This is a genomic window from Catellatospora aurea (assembly GCF_042663325.1).
Taxonomy (GTDB): domain Bacteria; phylum Actinomycetota; class Actinomycetes; order Mycobacteriales; family Micromonosporaceae; genus Catellatospora; species Catellatospora aurea.
The window spans coordinates 183,758-200,933 of sequence record NZ_JBHTAC010000011.1; the positions used below are offsets into that span (position 1 = coordinate 183,758).

At 71.9% G+C, this 17,176-nt stretch carries 15 protein-coding genes; 4 read left to right on the forward strand and 11 right to left on the reverse strand.

Annotated elements, in window-relative coordinates; all coding sequences use genetic code 11:
- Positions 1-109: 109 nt before the first annotated feature.
- A complete protein-coding gene (locus ACFQO7_RS13800) occupies positions 110-1,426 on the forward strand; it encodes a VirB8 family type IV secretion system protein (protein ID WP_376806718.1) in 1,317 nt (438 codons plus the stop codon).
- 15 nt (positions 1,427-1,441) lie between these two features.
- On the opposite strand, the gene ACFQO7_RS13805 is transcribed toward ACFQO7_RS13800, so the two are convergent.
- Positions 1,442-1,900: an SRPBCC family protein gene (locus tag ACFQO7_RS13805; protein ID WP_360535505.1), complete on the reverse strand. Its 459-nt coding sequence runs from the start codon at positions 1,898-1,900 to the stop codon at positions 1,442-1,444.
- Between the two features lie 58 nt (positions 1,901-1,958).
- Here ACFQO7_RS13805 and ACFQO7_RS13810 point away from each other — a divergent pair, with 58 nt between their 5' ends.
- Positions 1,959-2,600, forward strand: a complete 642-nt coding sequence (locus ACFQO7_RS13810) for a UbiX family flavin prenyltransferase (protein ID WP_376806719.1) — start codon at positions 1,959-1,961, stop codon at positions 2,598-2,600.
- A 120-nt stretch (positions 2,601-2,720) separates the two neighbouring features.
- Here the strand turns inward: ACFQO7_RS13810 and mqnP are convergent, their stop codons facing one another.
- Together mqnP and ACFQO7_RS13820 are read right to left on the reverse strand one after the other, a co-directional pair.
- Complete coding sequence (gene mqnP / locus ACFQO7_RS13815; protein ID WP_376806720.1) at positions 2,721-3,635, reverse strand: menaquinone biosynthesis prenyltransferase MqnP; 915 nt, start codon at positions 3,633-3,635, stop codon at positions 2,721-2,723.
- Positions 3,632-5,125 (reverse strand): menaquinone biosynthesis decarboxylase, encoded by a 1,494-nt coding sequence (locus tag ACFQO7_RS13820; RefSeq protein WP_376806721.1) that lies wholly within the window; start codon positions 5,123-5,125, stop codon positions 3,632-3,634. The genes mqnP and ACFQO7_RS13820 overlap by 4 nt, the downstream gene beginning before the upstream one ends.
- Before the next feature lie 102 nt (positions 5,126-5,227).
- Here ACFQO7_RS13820 and ACFQO7_RS13825 point away from each other — a divergent pair, with 102 nt between their 5' ends.
- Positions 5,228-6,058, forward strand: coding sequence for a hypothetical protein (locus ACFQO7_RS13825; RefSeq protein ID WP_376806722.1), 831 nt, complete (start codon positions 5,228-5,230; stop codon positions 6,056-6,058).
- A 263-nt stretch (positions 6,059-6,321) separates the two neighbouring features.
- On the opposite strand, the gene ACFQO7_RS13830 is transcribed toward ACFQO7_RS13825, so the two are convergent.
- The 8 genes from ACFQO7_RS13830 to ACFQO7_RS13865 all read right to left on the reverse strand — a co-directional run bounded on the left by ACFQO7_RS13830 (position 6,322) and on the right by ACFQO7_RS13865 (position 14,381).
- Positions 6,322-6,951 carry a GNAT family N-acetyltransferase gene (locus tag ACFQO7_RS13830; protein WP_376806723.1) on the reverse strand — a complete coding sequence of 210 codons (630 nt, stop codon included), beginning with the start codon at positions 6,949-6,951 and terminating at the stop codon, positions 6,322-6,324.
- A gap of 258 nt (positions 6,952-7,209) precedes the next feature.
- On the reverse strand, positions 7,210-8,202 hold the full coding sequence (gene ccsB, locus ACFQO7_RS13835) for a c-type cytochrome biogenesis protein CcsB (RefSeq protein ID WP_376806724.1): 993 nt from the start codon (positions 8,200-8,202) through the stop codon (positions 7,210-7,212).
- A complete protein-coding gene (gene resB / locus ACFQO7_RS13840) occupies positions 8,202-9,755 on the reverse strand; it encodes a cytochrome c biogenesis protein ResB (protein WP_376806725.1) in 1,554 nt (517 codons plus the stop codon). Before resB ends, ccsB begins: the two co-directional genes overlap by 1 nt.
- Positions 9,756-9,804: 49 nt before the next feature.
- Positions 9,805-10,584, reverse strand: a complete 780-nt coding sequence (locus ACFQO7_RS13845) for a cytochrome c biogenesis CcdA family protein (RefSeq protein WP_376806726.1) — start codon at positions 10,582-10,584, stop codon at positions 9,805-9,807.
- Positions 10,584-11,150 (reverse strand): TlpA family protein disulfide reductase, encoded by a 567-nt coding sequence (locus ACFQO7_RS13850; RefSeq protein WP_376806727.1) that lies wholly within the window; start codon positions 11,148-11,150, stop codon positions 10,584-10,586. The genes ACFQO7_RS13845 and ACFQO7_RS13850 overlap by 1 nt, the downstream gene beginning before the upstream one ends.
- Positions 11,151-11,158: 8 nt before the next feature.
- Positions 11,159-11,788 (reverse strand): histidine phosphatase family protein, encoded by a 630-nt coding sequence (locus tag ACFQO7_RS13855; protein WP_360535485.1) that lies wholly within the window; start codon positions 11,786-11,788, stop codon positions 11,159-11,161.
- Between the two features lie 63 nt (positions 11,789-11,851).
- Positions 11,852-13,174: a glutamate-1-semialdehyde 2,1-aminomutase gene (gene hemL, locus ACFQO7_RS13860; protein ID WP_376806728.1), complete on the reverse strand. Its 1,323-nt coding sequence runs from the start codon at positions 13,172-13,174 to the stop codon at positions 11,852-11,854.
- 10 nt (positions 13,175-13,184) lie between these two features.
- The gene (locus tag ACFQO7_RS13865) at positions 13,185-14,381 is read right to left on the reverse strand and encodes an FAD-binding oxidoreductase (RefSeq protein WP_376806729.1); all 1,197 of its coding nucleotides are present in this window, start codon (positions 14,379-14,381) and stop codon (positions 13,185-13,187) included.
- 193 nt (positions 14,382-14,574) lie between these two features.
- Between ACFQO7_RS13865 and ACFQO7_RS13870 the strand changes: the two genes are divergently transcribed.
- Complete coding sequence (locus ACFQO7_RS13870; protein WP_376806730.1) at positions 14,575-16,695, forward strand: S9 family peptidase; 2,121 nt, start codon at positions 14,575-14,577, stop codon at positions 16,693-16,695.
- Positions 16,696-17,176 lie beyond the last annotated feature (481 nt).

Here is a 17,176-nt window from a genome sequence, read left to right on the forward strand (position 1 = left end):
CGGCACGTCCCGGCGCTCGCCTCCCGCCTGCGACGCGGGACTCACCACGTTCCTTGAACGGGCCACCGAACCGTGTGGCCCGTGCCGGACCCGAGGATCGAGTCGCCGCATGCCCACCAACCGGCGCGCCGCCCAGCTGCTGGCCGCGACGTGCTCGGCGCTGGCCGAGACCATCCGGCGGCATATGCCCGCCGGCCCTTACCGGGACTTCACCGCGTGGGCGTATTCGGCGGACAATCCGCGGCGGCACGAATACCTGCAGAGCACCGGCGTCATCCAGCTCGTCACCATGAACACCCGGATGCTCACCGGGCTGGTCGAGGAGGACGACTGGCCCACCATGCTCCACCATGCCGGCCGCATGAACGCCTACCAGGTGTTCGAGGTGGTCTCCGACGACCTCGCCATCGGCCTGGGCCACCCGGTGCTCGACGCCGCCCAGACCCGTCGGCTCGACCTGATCGGCGCGCTCAACCGGGCCATGCTCCAGGCGCTGGCCCCCGGCCGGAACACCCCGGCCATGCTGCTGCTGTCCGGCCCCGCCCGCGATGCCGCCAGGCATGCCTCCGGCTTCGAGCAGAGCCTGGTAAAGAGCAAGCGTGCGGGCATGGCCGAGGACTACGCCCGCCACGTCGGCGCCGACGCGCCCCTGCTGCAGGACGTCGAGTACGGCCTGTGGGCCGCGCTCGTGGCCAACGTCGAGAGCTGCCGCGACCTGGTGGACGGCATCGACGGCACGCCCACCGCCTCCCTGGTGCGCCAGGGCCTCGCCGACCGCTACCGGGCCGTCGAACGCACCCTGCGCGCCGAGCACCTGTCCCGGCTCGACCTGGCGGCACTCGGCGGCCAGAGCATTCTCGTCCTGCCGACCCTGGCCTACTTCGTCTGCGTGCTCAACGACCTGCTGGCCCCGGTCCCCGCCCACCGCGCGGTGCTCGCCGACGGCACCCTCAGCGACGTGCTGTCCGACGCCGCCCTGCTGGTACGCCTCCAGAACGACCTCGGCACCCGCCTGCTGCGCATGCCCCCCGTCCAGCAGCACGCCCTCATCAATCGCGTCGCGCGCACCTGCGACGCCGACGGCCGCGACACCGCCGAGGCGGCCCTCGACCAGCTCGCCACCGACCCCGACACCGCCTTCAACCGCCTGCAGAAGGACATCGTCAACGGCGAGGCCAACATCGCGCTCTGGCACGCCCGCCGCGCCCCCGACGCCACCGGCGCCCTGACCGCCCTCGCCGACAGCCTCACCTACCACGCCGGCCTCTACGGACTGCACAGCGCCCGCCTGGCCGCCGGCCTGGCCGCACTCGACGCCCGCCTTCCCGACCGCCGCGCCACCACCCTCATCGACCGCTTCGTCCGCTTCCACGAACACATGTACTCCCACGCCCACACCAACCCCCTGGGCGAATACGCCATCTGACCCCCACCCGGCGGGTCAGGGCGCGGTGGCGGATTCGATGAGGGCGGGGACGCGGCGGAAGTAGCGGCGGGCCAGGAGGGACAGGAGGGGGTTGAGGAGGGGGCCGAAGCGGGCCCAGGGGCGAGCCGCGGCGATCTCGGCGACGAGGTTGAAGCGGGTGCGGTCGGGGGTGAGCGGCGACCACTCGTAGTGGGCGACGTAGGGCAGGGGGCCGCTGCGGACCGTGATCGTCTGGCGGTACGGCGGGTCCTGGGCGGTCACCTCGATGCGGGTCTGATGCCGCACCCGCAGCAGGGTCGCGTCGAGCTCGTAGAAGGTGCCGACACCGCCGTCGCCGATCCGGCGCGACGAGTGGATGCCACTCCACCACTGCTGATCGTTGCGAACATCGGACAGGTACGCGAAGACCTGGGCGACAGGCCGGTCGACCACGATCTCGACCGCGATCCGGACGCCAGCCGACTGGGCTGCCATGCGCTGAGGCTAGGCAGCCGTGTCCAGCCGGTCAACGGACCCGGCTAGTGTCATCGGTGTGTCTGCCGATGTCGCGCCGCGTACGCCCTGGGTGCTGGGGGTGTCGGGGGCTTCCGGGACGCCGTACGCCGCGGCCGTGCTGCGGGGGCTGTGCGCGGCGGGCGAGGCCGTCGACCTGGTCGTGTCCCGGGCGGCCCGGCTGACCATCCTCGACGAGACCGGGCACGCGTTCCGGGACGCGCACTGGCGCGAAGACCTGGCCACCTGGCTGGATACCCCGCTCGACGACGCCGACCTGCGCTACTGGCCCGCCGGCGACCTCGCGGCGGGACCGAGCAGCGGCTCGTACCGGGCCAAGGGCATGATCGTCGTGCCGGCCTCGACGGCGGCGTGCGCCGGCATCGCGCTGGGCCTGTCCAAGGACCTGCTGCAGCGGGCGGCCGAGGTGAACCTCAAGGAGCGCCGCCCGGTCGTGATCGTGCCGCGGGAGACCCCGGTGACCCGCAGCCACCTGCTGCACCTGGTCGAGCTCATCGACTCCGGCGCGGTGGTCCTCCCGGCCAGCCCCGGCTTCTACGGCAGCGGCGCGAAAGCCCAGGCCCAGCAACTCGTCGACTTCGTCGCCGGCAAGGTCCTCGACACCGTCGCCGTCCCCCACACCCTCCTCACCCGCTGGACCGGCCACCTCGGCCACCGCTGACGCCCCACCCCGTCCCGCCCCGCCCCACCCCGAGGCGCAACTCTTAAAGAGTCGCGGCCTCCGAGCGGGCGGGATGCCGCGACTCTTTAAGAGTTGCGGCAGGTGGGGGCGCGGAGGGGGTCAGAGCCAGAGGGCGAGGACGGCGAAGACGAAGAGGGCGATGCCGACGAAGCCGTTGGCGGTGAAGAAGGCCCGGTTGACTTTGGACAGGTCGGTGGGGGTCACGATGACGTGCTGGTAGGCGAAGGCTCCCGCGGTCAGGGCCAGGCCGATCCACCAGGGCCAGCCGAGGCCGACCCACACGCCGAACCACACGAACAGCGCGAACGTCACCACGTGGGTGAGCGTGGAGATCAGCAGCGCGTTGCGCACGCCGTACCGGGCGGGCACGCTGCGCACGCCGATCTGCCGGTCCACCTCGGCGTCCTGGCAGGCGTAGATCAGGTCGAAGCCGCCGATCCACAGCCCCACGGCGAGACCGAGCAGCCAGGCCGGGCCGGAACCGGCGAAGGTGCCGGTGACCGCGAGCCAGGCCCCGATCGGGCCGACCGCCTGCGCCAGCGCCAGGATCGCGTGCGGCCAGTCGGTGAAGCGCTTGCCGTACGGGTACAGCACCAGTGGCACCACGGCCAGCGGCGCGAGCAGCGCGCACAGCGGGTTGAGGGCGAGCGCCGCGCCCATGAACACGACCAGTGCCACGGCCGCGCCGAGCCAGGCCGTGCGCACGCTCACCGCACCGGTGACCAGTTCACGCTGGGCGGTACGCGGGTTGCGCGCGTCGATGTGCCGGTCGATGATCCGGTTCGCGGCCATCGCGAAGGTGCGCGCCCCGACCATCGCGATCGTGATCAGCAGCAGGACGAGCCAGTCGATCCGGCCGAGCGTGCGGTCCATCGCGACGAGCGCGGACAGGTACGCGAACGGCAGCGCGAACACCGAGTGCTCGATCGCGACCAGCTTCAGGAACGCCTTGACCCGGCCCGGCTCCTTGAGCTCGGCGCCGGGCGCGGCGACGTCGCGCGACGCGGTGCTCACCTGCCCCCACCCTTCCGCGACGGGCTCTCCGGGAACCCGTACTCCTTCCACCGCTTGTCGACCTTCGCGACGATCTCGGGGGCCATCCGCATCTCCTCCGGCCAGCCGCGGGTGTAACCCTCGGTGGGCAGCTTGCGGGTGGCGTCGACGCCGGCCTTGCCGCCCCAGAACTGCTGATACGACGCGTGGTCGAGGTGGTCGACGGGCCCCTGGGTCAGCACCAGGTCGTGCGCGTAGTCCACGTTGCCGAAGGCACGGAACGCGACCTCCTGCAGGTCGCGCGGGTCGCAGTCGTCGTCGACGACCACGATCAGCTTGGTGAGGCTGAGCAGGTGCGCGCCCCAGACGGCGCTCATCACCTTCTGCGCGTGCTTCGGGTACCGCTTGTTGATCGCGACGACCAGGCAGTTGTGGAACACGCCCGCCTCGGGCATGTGGTAGTCCACGATGTCCGGCACCAGGATCTTGATGAGCGGCAGGAAGATGCGTTCGGTGGCCAGGCCGATCGGCCCGTCCTCCTGCGGCGGCTTGCTGGTGATGATCGAGTGGTAGATCGGGTCGCGGCGCATCGTCATGCACTCGACGTGCATGACCGGGAACGGCTCGACCGGCGTGTAGAAGCCGGTGTGGTCGCCGAACGGGCCCTCCGGCAGCCGCTCGCCCGGCTCGACCCAGCCCTCCAGGATCACGTTGGCGGTCGCGGGCACCTGCAGCGGCACGGTCAGGCAGTCGACCAGCTCGACCCGCTCCCCGCGCAGGAACCCGGCGAACAGGTACTCGTCGATGTCGCCGGGCAGCGGCGCGCTCGCCGAGTACGACACCACCGGGTCGGCGCCGAACGCGATCGCGACCGGCAGCCGCTCGCCGCGGCGCTCGGCGACGGCGTGGTGCGCGGTCGAGTCCTTGTGGATCTGCCAGTGCATCCCGACGCTGTTGTGCGAGTGCTGCTGCAGCCGGTACAGGCCGAGATTGCGCTTCCCGGTTTCCGGGTGCTTGGTATGGGTCAAACCGTAGTTGTGGTAGATGCCGCCGTCGCCGGGCCACATGACGAGGCCGGGCAGCATGTTGAGGTCGACCTCGTCGCCCTTGAGCACGACCTCCTGGCAGGGCGCGCTCCGGACCTTCTTCGGCGGCAGCGACTTGAGCTGCATGATCTTGCCGAGGCCGTCCATCATGCCGCTGAACCCCTGCGGCAGCTCCGGCTTGGCCAGCTCGCCGATCCGCGCGCCGATCTCGTCGAAGTCCTGCACGCCCAGCGCCATCGCCATGCGGCGGTCGCTGCCGAAGATGTTGATCGCGAGCGGCATCACGCCGCGGGTCGGCTTCTCGAACAGCAACGCCGGGCCCTTGGCCCGCACGGTACGGGTGACGATCTCGCTGATCTCCAGCGTCGGATCGACGGGGGTGGTGACCCGGTGCAGCTCGCCGGCCCGCTCCAGCGCGCCGAGAAAGCCCTGCAGGTCGTCGAACGGGAAACGCGGTGCCGCCATGCTGGCATCCTCGCATCCGCCCCGTCACTCCGCCGGGGAGGGGCGAGGCGCTGCGGCCTACGCCATCGTCACTCCGGCCCGTCCCGCCCGGTTGACCCGGATGTGAACCCCCGCTTCGCCAGGGTCCTGGCGGCCGCGCTGCTGGCGCTCGCCGCCGGATGCACCCCCGGGACCGGCACCGGCGCCCTGCCCGACTGCCCCGTCGGCCGCCCCGCCTCCACCACCGCGCCCACCGGGCCGGCCGGCCTGGCCGCGCCGGGCGCCTGCCGCTCGCGCGCCACCGTGGTGCAGCCCGTCGCGGCCGCGGTGCCCAGCCCCGGCTACCACCACCTCGGCGCGACGACGCGGGGACGCTGGTCGGGCGTGCTCGGCCGGATCGAGGTCGGCGACGCCGGGGTGCGGCAGGGCACGTACGACTTCGTCGCGGCCCGGTTCATGGCCAAGGCGGGCCACGGTGCCGAGCAGGCCTGGCTGGAGGTCGGCTGGACCGAGACCGGCTGGTCCGGCAACGCCCGCCAGCGCGTCTACACCTACGACACGGCCACCCGCGCCTGGGCCTTCTACGACCAGTACGCGGTCTCGCCCGGCGACAAGCTGTGGCTGCACCTGCAGACCGAAGCCGCCGGCGAGCAGCCGTCCTGGCAGGCCTGGCTGTGGTGGGGCGACCGCTGGAACCTGCTCACCAGCCGCCCGCTGCCGTTGTCCGGCCAAGCCGAGATCGAGCAGTACGTCGAGGTCCACGCCGACCCCGCCGACCCCGGCACGGTCACCATCCCCCGGCTCGCGATTGACAACGTCCAGCTCAAGACCTCTCCCGACGCCGGCCTGCGCCTCTGGAACGCCGAGGTCCCCACCAGCCCCGGCGCCGACTTCGCCACCTACTGCCTCGACTGGCGGCTCCCCTACACCTCCTGGACCACGACAACCTGCTGACCGGACCAAAGGAAGGGCACCTTCTTAACGCGGAGCGTTAAGAAGGTGCCCTTATAAACGTCGCGACGGTGTGAGCAGCGTGTTCGCGCCGCGTTGTCGTGCGGCATCCACGGCCCGCGCGATGCCCGCGTCTGCGCCTCGCGGGACGGCCGCATGCCACGGCGACGGCGGGGCGGTTCGGTCATCGGTGAGCCGGTCCAGTCAACAGACCTGCGTGATCGCGGCCACGGTGGAGCTGTCTGGCCGGCGGACAGCGAGCCGGTTCACCAGAGCCGGTCGATCAGGCCCGAATGTAGTGCGATGCGGGCGTCGGTGAAGGAGGCCGCGTTTCGCCGGGCGGCTGGGGAGAAGAAGCCCGCCATGGTGACCTTGTCGAACCGATCGCTGGGGAAGGGGTCGTCGGGGGTGCCGCCGACGAGCACCGCGCCGGGCACCAATCGCCAGCCGGCACTCTCGTAGAAGCCCTGCAAATCCCGGTCGCAGGTGAAGATGCCCAGGTCCGCACCGCTGAGGCGGATCTCGTCACGGGCATGCTCGACCAGGCGGCGGCCGTGACCACGGCCGCGATACGCCGTGTCGGTCACCACCCGGCTGAGACCCCGGGCGTGATATCCGCGGCCTTCATGCGTGATCGACTTGGACAGCACGTCGAGGCTGGCCAGCACCCTGTCACCGCCGTCGAGCAGCAGCATCGTCACCGGATCGAGAGCGGGATCGTGCCAGTCGCCGTCCGCGTCACTGCCATCCGCACTGGCCGGTCCCGTCGCACCGGGCTCACCGGCCGGGCTCACGTCGGCGGGGGTGGGAGGCGGCCATGCCTGCGCCTGCAGCGCCAGCGCCTGAGCGCGCAGCGCGGCCGGAGTATCCCGCTCCGGAAAGATGGCGATCCGCACCGCCGAAGGCTAACCCAGGCCACCCGAGGGACGGCCCGCAGTTTCCGGGAAACTGCTGCTATCGACGAGCGCATTGCTGCACTTTCCTGGAAACTGCAGCCGCCCACGGCCGGAACCGGCGGGACGGATTCGGCGGCAGCGCCGACCCTGCGGGCGGTGCCCGTTCATCGCGCCTGGCCAGGCGCTCGGCATGTCAAGAAGGGCACCTTCTTCAACGCGGAGCGTTAAGAAGGTGCCCTTCTTTTGTTCGCGAGGGGGTTAGACGCCGCCGTAGGAGTGCAGGCCGGTGAAGAAGATGTTGACGCCGAACAGGTTCATCATCATCGTCAGGAAGCCGATCACCGCGATCCAGGCCGCGGTGGAGCGCTTGATGCTCGGCGTCGCCCGGGCGTGCAGGTAACCCGCGTAGACGACCCAGGAGATGAACGCCCAGACCTCCTTCGGGTCCCAGCCCCAGTACCGGCCCCAGGCGACCTCGGCCCAGATCGCGCCCGCGGTGACGCCGAACGTCCAGATCGGGAACGCGAAGGCGTGCAGGCGGAAGGACAGCCGCTCGACGGCCTCGGCGTTGGCCAGGCGGCCGCCGAAGGCGTACAGGAAGCCGCGCTTGCCGTTGTCGTAGCCGGTCCGGACCAGGTACATGATCGAAGCCGCGCCGGCGACCATGAACAGGCTGGACGAGGTGATGACCGCGCCGATGTGGATGCCGAACCAGTACGAGTCCAGCGCCGGGACCAGCGGCCCGACCGGCGTGTAGAGGATCATGCCGGCCACGCCGACGAGCAGCACTTCGAACAGCATCACGAACAGGCCGAGGTGGCGCACCTGCCGCTGGAAGAACAGCGTGCCCAGCCAGATGACGCTGCCCAGCGCCGTGATCGACAACACGAACTCGTACATGTTGCCGAACGGCAGCCGCTCGGCGGCGATACCGCGGGTCACCACGGTGATCACGTGCGTGACCGCGCCGAGGATCGTCGCGCCGACCGCGGCCGGCCCGAGCCAGGAGGCGCGCGAACGGCCGCCGGCGGCGGCAGAGGGCGCGGCGGGGGCGGCGTAGGCGTGCGGAGGCTCCGCGACGACCGGCGCGCCCGCGCCGACGAGCTCCTTCGCCGGGGCGGCGGCGGGTGCGGCGGCCGCGTTCGCGATCCGGCCGCGGGTGCCGAACGCGTACTCGCCCGCGTGCAGCAGCATCGCGACCAGGTACGACAGCAGGGTGACGACCAGAAGGCCGTCGGACAGTTCTGCCACTACCGTTGCCACCTCTCGACCAGGGAACGGAACTCGTCTTCGAAACCGGGGTACTCGGTGCGGGGCAGGCCGCCCGCCTCGGCGGTGCCGTCGGGGCGCAGCCGCAGCCAGACCCGGCGGCGCTTGCCGTACAGCGACAGCGGCAGGCCGACCAACAGCAGGACCGCGCCGGCGAGCACGATCGGCTCGCCCGGGTCGTGCCGGATGGACACCGTGATCCACTGCCGGGTGCCGACGAACTCGAGCTTGCTGCCGTCCGGCAGGGTCCACGTCTCGCCGCGCCGCATCAGCTTCGGCTCGCCGTACTTCTTCAGCCGCCCCGCGTCCAGCTGGCGCTGGTCGAGGTCGTAGACGGAACTCGGGATGCCCGCGTCCAGCCCGAGGTCACCGCGGTACGCGGTGAGCATGAGCGCGGGGTTGCGCTCCTCCGGGTGGTCCGAGCGCAGGTACGGCGGCCCGTCCTTGGTCGGCAGGTAAATGCCGGAGAACGCCATCTGCTTCGTCTTGTCGCTGCCGTTGGCGTCCGGGAACGCGGCCACGCCCTCGCTGGTCAGCGTCGGGTCGGTGTACGGGAACGGCGACACCGTCTCCTGGGTCACCCCGGCCGCGTCGGTGTAACGCAGCACCGGGGCGTACCCGTGGCCGAGCAGGTACACGTTCGCGCCGTCCAGGCGCAGCGGGTGGTTCACGCTGAACGTGTGCCGGCCCAGGTCGCCGTGCGCGGAGTCGGTCGCGGCCACGTCGGCGGCGAACGAGATGGGCATGCCGTCCGCGCGGTACTCGGCGCGGAAGTCGGTGAGTTCGAGGCAGAAGTCGGGCAGGTCGCCCGCGCCGACCTGCGGGCCGAGCCCGAAGTCGTCGTACTGCTGCACGGTGTTGCAGAAGACCTGCTCCGGACCGGCGACGATGAGCCGCCCGGCGTGCCAGCCCCACTGCGAGCCGAGCCCGACGCCGATCAGGATGACCAGCAGCGAGCTGTGGAACAGCAGGTTGCCGGCCTCCTTCAGGTGGCCCTTCTCGCCCGCCAGGGTGATCGTGCCGTCGGCCTGCTCGCGGCGCACGGTCCGCCAGCCGCGCAGCGCGGCCTTCGCCGCCGCCTCGTCGACGGGCTGGTCGAGCACCGCCGCCTGCGGGAGGCGGTTGAAGTACTTCGGCGCGTCCGGCGGCGCGGTGCGCAGCGCCTTCGCGTGGTCGCGCAGGCGCGGGGTGATGCAGCCGATCAGCGAGGTGAACAGCAGCAGATAGATCGCGGCGAACCAGGGCGAGGCGTACACGTCGAAGCCCCACAGCCGGTCCAGCACCGGCGCAAGCTTCGGGTTGGCGGCGTAGAAGCCCTGCACGTCCTCGACCTTGACCGCGCGCTGCGGCAGGACCGACCCGGGGATCGCCGCGACGGCCAGCAGGAACAGCAGCATCAGCGCGGTGCGCATGCTGGTCAGCTGCCGCCACCCGTTGCGCGCCGCGGCCCATCCGGCCGCGACGAAGCGGGGGGTACGCCGGTGCGGCGGCTCGTCGGCGGGCCGGTTCTCGACGGCGGCTTCGGTGAGGCTCATGCGGCGTTCCCGGGGACCGTGGCAACGCGACGGGTCGTGCGGCGCTCGCTCATATGGAGATCTCTCCGGCTCCGAAGGTGACCCGCAGCCAGATCACGAAGTCGCCCCACGCACCGGTGATCAGGGCGAGGCCGACGAGGATCAGCAGCGCGCCGCCGAAGCGGGTGACCCAGCGCGAGTTGCGCCGGATGAAGCCGACCACGCCGGTGAGCTTGCGCATGCCCAGGCCCAGCACCAGGAACGGGATGCCGATGCCCAGGCAGTAGGCCAGGCCCAGCACGATGGCGCGGCCGGTGTCGCCGTACGCCCCGGCCAGCGCGCCGACCGCGGCGAGCGTCGGGGACAGGCACGGCACCCAGCTCAGCGCGAAGACGGCGCCGAAGACCGGCGCGCCCCACAGCCCGGCCTGGGGCAGCTTCTGGATGCGCTTCTCGTTGTCCAGGCCCGGGATGACCCCGAGGAAGGCCAGGCCGAACAGCACGATCAGCGCGCCGATGCCGACCTGCAGCGCCCGCTCGTAGGTGAGCAGCAGGCGGCCGATCTGCGCGGCGACGATCGTGGTGGTCAGGAAGACGGCGGCGAACCCGGCGATGAACAGCAGCACCCCGGCCAGCACCCGGCCGCGGCGCGCCTGGCCCAGGCCGGTGCGGTCGTCGCCGAGCGTGGCGTCGAGGTCCGCGCCGACCAGGCCGGTCACGTACGACAGGTAGCCCGGCACCAGCGGCAGCACGCACGGCGACAGGAAGCTGGCCAGCCCGGCGAGCGCCGCGACGGCGATCGCCAGCGCCAGCGGCCCGCCGTTGACCACGGCGGCGAAGTCCGCACCCATCAGCCGGCCTGCTCGGCGGCGATCTCACGCACGATCGGGCCGAGCTCGGCGGCGTTGGTCGCCTTGCGCAGCACGGCGGCGACCCGGCCCTGCCGGTCGATGATCAGCGTCGAGGGGGTGGACACCGGCGGCACGTCGACGAAGCGCAGCGACAGCCGGGCACCCGGGTCGAAGATGCTCGGGTACGAGTTGCGGGCGGCCACGAACGCCTTGGCCGCGTCCCTGCCGTCGCGGTTGTTGATGCCGAGGAAGACCACGCCGGAGCCCGCGGTGTCCTTGGCGATCTGCTCCAGGTCGGCGGCCTCCAGCCGGCAGGGCGCGCACCAGCTTGCCCAGAAGTTCACGACCACCACGCTGCCGAGCTTGCCCGCCATGTCGTAGGGGCTGCCGTCGAGCAGTTCACCGGTGACCGCCGGGGCCGCCTTGCGCTCGGCGGCCGGAAAGCGCAGCACGTCGCCGACGGCGGGCGGCTTCTCGTCGTCGCCGCAGGCCGCCAGCGCGGTCGTGGCCAGCCCGGCCACGGCGAGCGCCAGCACGGCGCGGCGGGTGCGGGGGCGTGATGTCACGCGCCCCATCATGCCCCGCGCCCGGCTCCGGTCCCCAGGTGGGCTGCCGGCTCGGAGTATGTGATCTGCGCCAACTGATCACCTTCGAAGACGAACGAGGTCAGGCTGGCCAGCCCGCACTGGCGGCGGCGCGGGTCGTGCCACAGCCGCCTGCCCTCCAGCGCCATACGCAGCGTCCAGATCGGAAGCTGGTGCGACACGCACACCGCTTCGTGCCCGCGGGCGTGCTCGCGGGCGGCGTGCAGGGCCAGGATCATCCGGGCCGCGATCAGCCGGTATGGCTCGCCCCAGCTGGGCGTCATCGGGTTGCGCAGCACCCACCAGTGGCGCGGATCACGCAGCGCGCCGTCGCCCGCGCCGACCCGCATACCCTCGAAGTAGTTGCCGCTCTCGATCAGGTTCGGGTCGACGTGGATGTCGAGCCCGAGCTGCTCGGCGAAGGGCAGCGCGGTCTGCTGCGCCCGCTCCAGAGGGCTGGAGACCAGGTAGGTGATGTCCCGGTCGGCCAGCGCCGTCGCGGCCGCCTTCGCCATCTGCTGGCCGAGGCCGCTGAGCTGGAAACCGGGCAGCCGCCCATAGAGGATCTTGGCGGGGTTCTGCACCTCACCGTGCCGCAGCAGGTGGACGATGGTTCTCATCGGCCGATCATGCCTTTCGCGTCCGGCTCGCGGGCACCCGTCCGGCCGCTCCGTGCCGCCCGGTCATGACGCTGCCGCCGCCGCCCGTGCCGCGCCCGGCAGGGCGGCGGCGATGTGGTCGAGGGCCTCGTCGCCGATCGCGCCGGAGACGAACCACGACTCGAACGCGCTCGGCGGCAGGTAGACGCCCTGCGACAGCATGCTGTGGAAGAACGCCTTGAACGCGGCGGTGTTCTGCCCCCGGGCGTCGTCGTAGTCGTGCACCTCGGCGTCGGTGAAGAAGATCGAGAACATGCTGCCCGCGGTGGCGAGCCGGTGCGGGACGCCCGCCTCGGCCAGCGCCTTCGTCGCCAGTTCGCCGATGGTCGCGGCGGTGGCGTCGAGCCTGGCGTACAGCGCGTCGTCGGCCAGCCGCAGCGTGGCCAGACCGGCGGCGCAGGCCAGCGGGTTACCGGACAGGGTGCCCGCCTGGTAGACCGGGCCGGCCGGGGCCAGCTTCGACATCACCTCGGCGCGCCCGCCGAACGCCGCGGCGGGCAGGCCGCCGCCCATGACCTTGCCGAACGTCCACAGGTCGGCGTCGACCGGCTCCAGGCCCTGCCAGCCGGAGCGCGACACCCGGAAGCCGGTCATCACCTCGTCCATGATCAGCAGCGAGCCGTGCCGGTGCGCGATCTCGGCCAGGCCGGCGTTGTAGCCGGGTCGCGGCGCGACCACGCCCATGTTGCCCGCGGCGGCCTCGGTGATGATCGCGGCGATGTCCTCGCCGTGCGTCTCGAACGCCTGCGCCACCGCGTCCAGGTCGTTGTACTTGAGCACGATCGTCTCGGACGCGCCCGCGCCGGTCACGCCGGGCGAGTCGGGCAGCGCGAGCGTGGCCACCCCGGAACCGGCCGCGGCGAGCAGCGCGTCGACGTGGCCGTGGTAGCAGCCCGCGAACTTGATGATCTTCGTGCGGCCGGTGAAGCCACGGGCCAGCCGGATCGCCGACATGGTCGCCTCGGTGCCCGAGTTGACCAGGCGGATCTGCTCGGCGGCGGTGCGCGCGACCAGCTCCTCGGCCAGCTCGACCTCACCCGGGGTGGGCGTGCCGAAGCTGGTGCCGCGGGCGGCGGCGGCCTGGATCGCGGCCACGACCTCGGGATGCGCGTGGCCGAGCAGCAGCGGGCCCCACGAGCAGACGAGGTCCACGTAGCGGCGGCCGTCCGCGTCGAAGAGCCAGGGGCCCTCGCCGCGAACCATGAATCGCGGGGTGCCGCCGACGGCGCGGAACGCCCGGACGGGCGAGTTCACACCGCCGGGCACGATCGCCGCCGCCCGGTCGAAAAGTTCCTGGGAGGCGGGTGCGTCTGCCGGGTAACCCACCGGCTCGTTGAAGTCGATCACAGCGTACGAATTATGGCACGCGGTACGGCGCGAGCAGCTCACGCAGGTGCGGTGGGGCGGCTTGCACCACAGCGGAGCCGCTGCGTGCCAGCAGCACCTCCCGCAACGTCTCCAGCACCGACACCAGCCGCCCCGCCGGCAGCTCGCCGGGCACCGCGGCCCACGCCTGCCCGACCCCGATGCTCCCGCGCACCGGCACCGGCGACCCGATCGCGTCGACCAGGGTGTAGCAGACCGAGTGCAGATCGCCCTCGGGCGCGTACAGCCGCACCGCCACCTCGCCGGGGCGGAACGGGTACTTGCCCCACCACAGCGGGGCCTGCGTGGTCAGGTGCGCGTGCCCGCCCAGGCGGCGCACCAGCAGGCGGCCGCGGTCGGCCAGGCTGACCGGCGAACCCTCCAGCAGCACCGCCATCACGCCGGTGGCGTCGCGCCGCCCGCCCGCCTGCGGGGTGCGGCGGATGCCCGGCATGTCCAGCTCGATCGCGGCCGGGGCCAGGTTGGCGGCCAGCACGTCGTCGCGCAGGGTCGCGACCTGCAGCGGCTGCAGCACCGGGCAGACCACCCAGGCGGCGGCGGGAGCCAGCGGATAGGTCCGCAGCGTCACCTCGACGATCAGGCAGGCGGGGTGCGGCCCGCCGGGATGCGTCCAGCGCAGATCGAAGATGCTGGACCCGAGCAGGCGGGCGCGGTCGGCCACGGTGGTCACCGTGCCGTCGGGCAGCACCACCGTCGCGTCGACCACCTGCACCGCGGGCGGCCCGTAGAGGTGGGTCAGCGGCCCGAACTCGGCCGCCGCCAGCACCCCGCCGAACGTCGCGCGCGGCGACGGCGGGTCCAGCGCCAGCCGGCGACCCGACCGGGCGATCACGTCCTGCGTCGCCGCGACCCCCGCGCCCGCGCCGACGGTGAGCTGCTCGGTCGTGGGGTCGTAGTGGAGCGTGGCGAGGTCGGAGAGGTCGACGAGCAGATCGACCACCGGCGGCGGGTCGAGCCAGCTGGTCTTGGACCCGCTGCCCCGGGGCAGCACGGTCAGCCCCAGCTCGTGGGCGCGGCGCATCAGGGCGGCGGCCTCGGCCGGGTCGCGCGGCGCGGCGACCCAGCGCACCAGCGCGCCGTCGACCGTGTCGAGCGCTCCCGCCGGGCGCACCGGGCAGCCCAGCCGCAACCCGTCCAGCTCGGATTCCTCACGCACCGGTGCCGTCATCCCTCGCTCCTACCGAATGGAAGGTGCCGCTCCTGACAGTTCACCCCGCGCAAGGCGGGCTGGCGACACGTGAGACGGAAATCTTCACGCAGCGCACAAAGCTCGTTAGAACATATGTTCGATACTAGTCAACGTCGACGGTTCCGGCAATCACCACTGCCTTCCCACCCGGCCTGCCGGTAGCGTTACCGCCATGACTTCCGATCTCCCCAACGGGCCGGTCACGGCCCCCGTCGCACCGCGGATCGCGAGCACGCGCAGCCATCACGGCGACGACGTCATCGACGAGTACGCCTGGCTGGAGACGAAGGACGACCCGGCGGTCACCGCGTACCTGGAGGCCGAGAACGCCTGGACCGAGCACGCCACCGCCCACCTGGCCGGGCTGCGCGAGACGCTGTTCGGCGAGATCAAGGGCCGCACCCAGGAGACCGACCTGTCGGTGCCGGTCCGCAAGGGCGCCTACTGGTACTACGCCCGCACCGAGGCCGGCAAGCAGTACGGCATCCAGTGCCGGCGCCCGGTCACCGCCGGCGAGACCGCGCCGCCGACCCCGGCCGACGGTGCCCCGCCCGCCGACGAGGAGATCCTGCTCGACGGCAACGAGCTGGCCGCCGGCCACGACTTCTTCGCCCTGGGCACGCTCGACGTGAGCCCGGACGGGCGGCTGCTGGCCTACTCCACCGACTTCACCGGCGAGGAGCGCTTCACGCTCCAGATCAAGGACCTGGCCACCGGCGAGATCCTGCCCGACCGGATCGAGGGCGCGTTCTACGGCAGCGCCTGGTCGGTGGACGGCACGCAGCTGTTCTACCTGACCGTGGACGAGGCCTGGCGCCCGCACCGGGTGTGGCGGCACGCGGTCGGCTCGACCGGCGACGACGCCCTGGTGCTGGAGGAGGCGGACGAGCGCTTCTGGATCGGCGTCGAGCTGACCCGCTCGCAGCGCTTCATCCAGATCGACATCCACAGCAAGGTCACCAGCGAGGTCTGGCTGATCCCGGCCGACGAGCCGACCACCGCGCCGACCGTGGTCACCCCCCGCGTGCAGGGCCTGGAGTACTCCGTCGAGCCGCAGGGCGACCGGCTGCTGATCCTGCACAACCGCGACGCCGCCGACTTCACGCTCGCCCAGGCTCCGGTCGCCGACCCTTCGGACTGGCAGGAACTGATCGGCCACACCCAGGGCGTACGGCTGGAGGGTGTGGACGCCTTCGCCGACCAGTACGTGGTGTCGCTGCGCCGCGAGGGCCTCACCGGCCTGCGCCTGTTCCCGACCTCGGGCGAGCCCACCTCGAAGCCGCGGGACATCACCTTCCCGGAGCCGCTCTACACGGTCGGGCTGTCCGGCAACCCCGACTACCACACCGACCAGCTCCGGCTGACCTACGCCTCGATGGTCACCCCGGACTCGGTCTTCGACTACGTGGTGGCCACCGGCGAACTGCTGCTGCGCAAGCGGAAGCCGGTGCTGCCGGGCCCGGACGGGCAGCCGTTCGACCCGGCCCACTACGAGCAGCACCGGGTCTGGGCCACTGCCGACGACAACACCGGCGTGCCGATCTCGCTGGTCTGCAAGACGGGCACGCCCGTCGACGGCAGCGCGCCCCTGGTGCTCTACGGCTACGGCTCGTACGAGTCGAGCATGGACCCGTGGTTCTCCATCCCCCGGCTGTCCCTGCTCGACCGGGGCGTGGTCTTCGCGGTCGCGCACGTGCGCGGCGGCGGCGAGCTGGGCCGGCACTGGTACGACGACGGCAAGCTGCTGGCCAAGCGCAACACGTTCACGGACTTCGTCGCGTGCGCCCGGCACCTGGCCAAGAGCGGCTGGACCAGCCCCGACCGCATCATCGCGCGCGGCGGCTCGGCCGGCGGCCTGCTGATGGGCGCGGTCGCCAACATCGCCCCGGAGGCCTTCGCGGGCATCGTCGCGCAGGTGCCTTTCGTCGACCCGCTGTCGTCGATCCTGGACCCGTCGCTGCCGCTCACCGTCACCGAGTGGGAGGAGTGGGGCAACCCGCTGGAATCCCCCGAGGTGTACGCGTACATGAAGGCGTATTCGCCGTACGAGAACGTCGCCGACCTGGAGTACCCGGCGATCCTCGCGGTGACCAGCCTGAACGACACACGGGTGCGCTACAGCGAGCCGGCCAAGTGGATCGCGGCCCTGCGGCACACCGCCCCGCACGGCGAATACCTGCTCAAGACCGAGATGGGTGCCGGTCACGGCGGCCCGTCCGGGCGCTACGACGCCTGGAAGGAAGAGGCGTTCGTGGCGGCCTGGATCCTGGACCGGGTCGGCCTGGCCGGCTGACCTCCACGTTCGCCCCACCGGCGGCGTCGCGCTCCCCGCGCGACGCCGCCGCTCTTTTGTGGATTATTTGTCAAATAAGTCCGATTTATACCGTCTCGCGCTTTAGTAACATATTCGTGTGGCGATCGTCGGTTCCGGAGCGTTGACACCGGCGTCGGCGTCGCTCGCATCGCCTGCCGCTGCCCGAATCACGATCCCTCGTGATCGGCCGTCCGATGGCGAGGCGACGTTCTCGCTGTTTGTCCGATATCTACCCCATCGGACTCACATCGCGCGATCGACCATTTTGTCCTCGCGCCGTTCGAAACGATACATGGCAAAACTTGCCAGCACGCATGCTTCAACCATCTGTGCACATCGATTGCCAAACGGGCGAGGGGCATCCCCCGCGAGCTTTCTCGCGAAGGATGCCCCTCGGTCAGCCGTCGGTCAGGAGAGCGGCGGGTAGGCGTTGGCCATCAGCTCGGCGAACTGGGCCGGG

Bases quoted from the DNA above. Each gene is read 5' to 3' on its own strand.
- ACFQO7_RS13845 (WP_376806726.1), bottom strand. From the start codon at position 10,584: ATGGGTGCGGACTTCGCCGCCGTGGTCAACGGCGGGCCGCTGGCGCTG.
- ACFQO7_RS13820 (WP_376806721.1), bottom strand. From the start codon at position 5,125: ATGGCGGCACCGCGTTTCCCGTTCGACGACCTGCAGGGCTTTCTCGGC.
- ACFQO7_RS13870 (WP_376806730.1), top strand. From the start codon at position 14,575: ATGACTTCCGATCTCCCCAACGGGCCGGTCACGGCCCCCGTCGCACCG.
- resB (WP_376806725.1), bottom strand. From the start codon at position 9,755: ATGAGCCTCACCGAAGCCGCCGTCGAGAACCGGCCCGCCGACGAGCCG.
- ACFQO7_RS13865 (WP_376806729.1), bottom strand. From the start codon at position 14,381: ATGACGGCACCGGTGCGTGAGGAATCCGAGCTGGACGGGTTGCGGCTG.
- ACFQO7_RS13800 (WP_376806718.1), top strand. From the start codon at position 110: ATGCCCACCAACCGGCGCGCCGCCCAGCTGCTGGCCGCGACGTGCTCG.
- ACFQO7_RS13855 (WP_360535485.1), bottom strand. From the start codon at position 11,788: ATGAGAACCATCGTCCACCTGCTGCGGCACGGTGAGGTGCAGAACCCC.
- ACFQO7_RS13805 (WP_360535505.1), bottom strand. From the start codon at position 1,900: ATGGCAGCCCAGTCGGCTGGCGTCCGGATCGCGGTCGAGATCGTGGTC.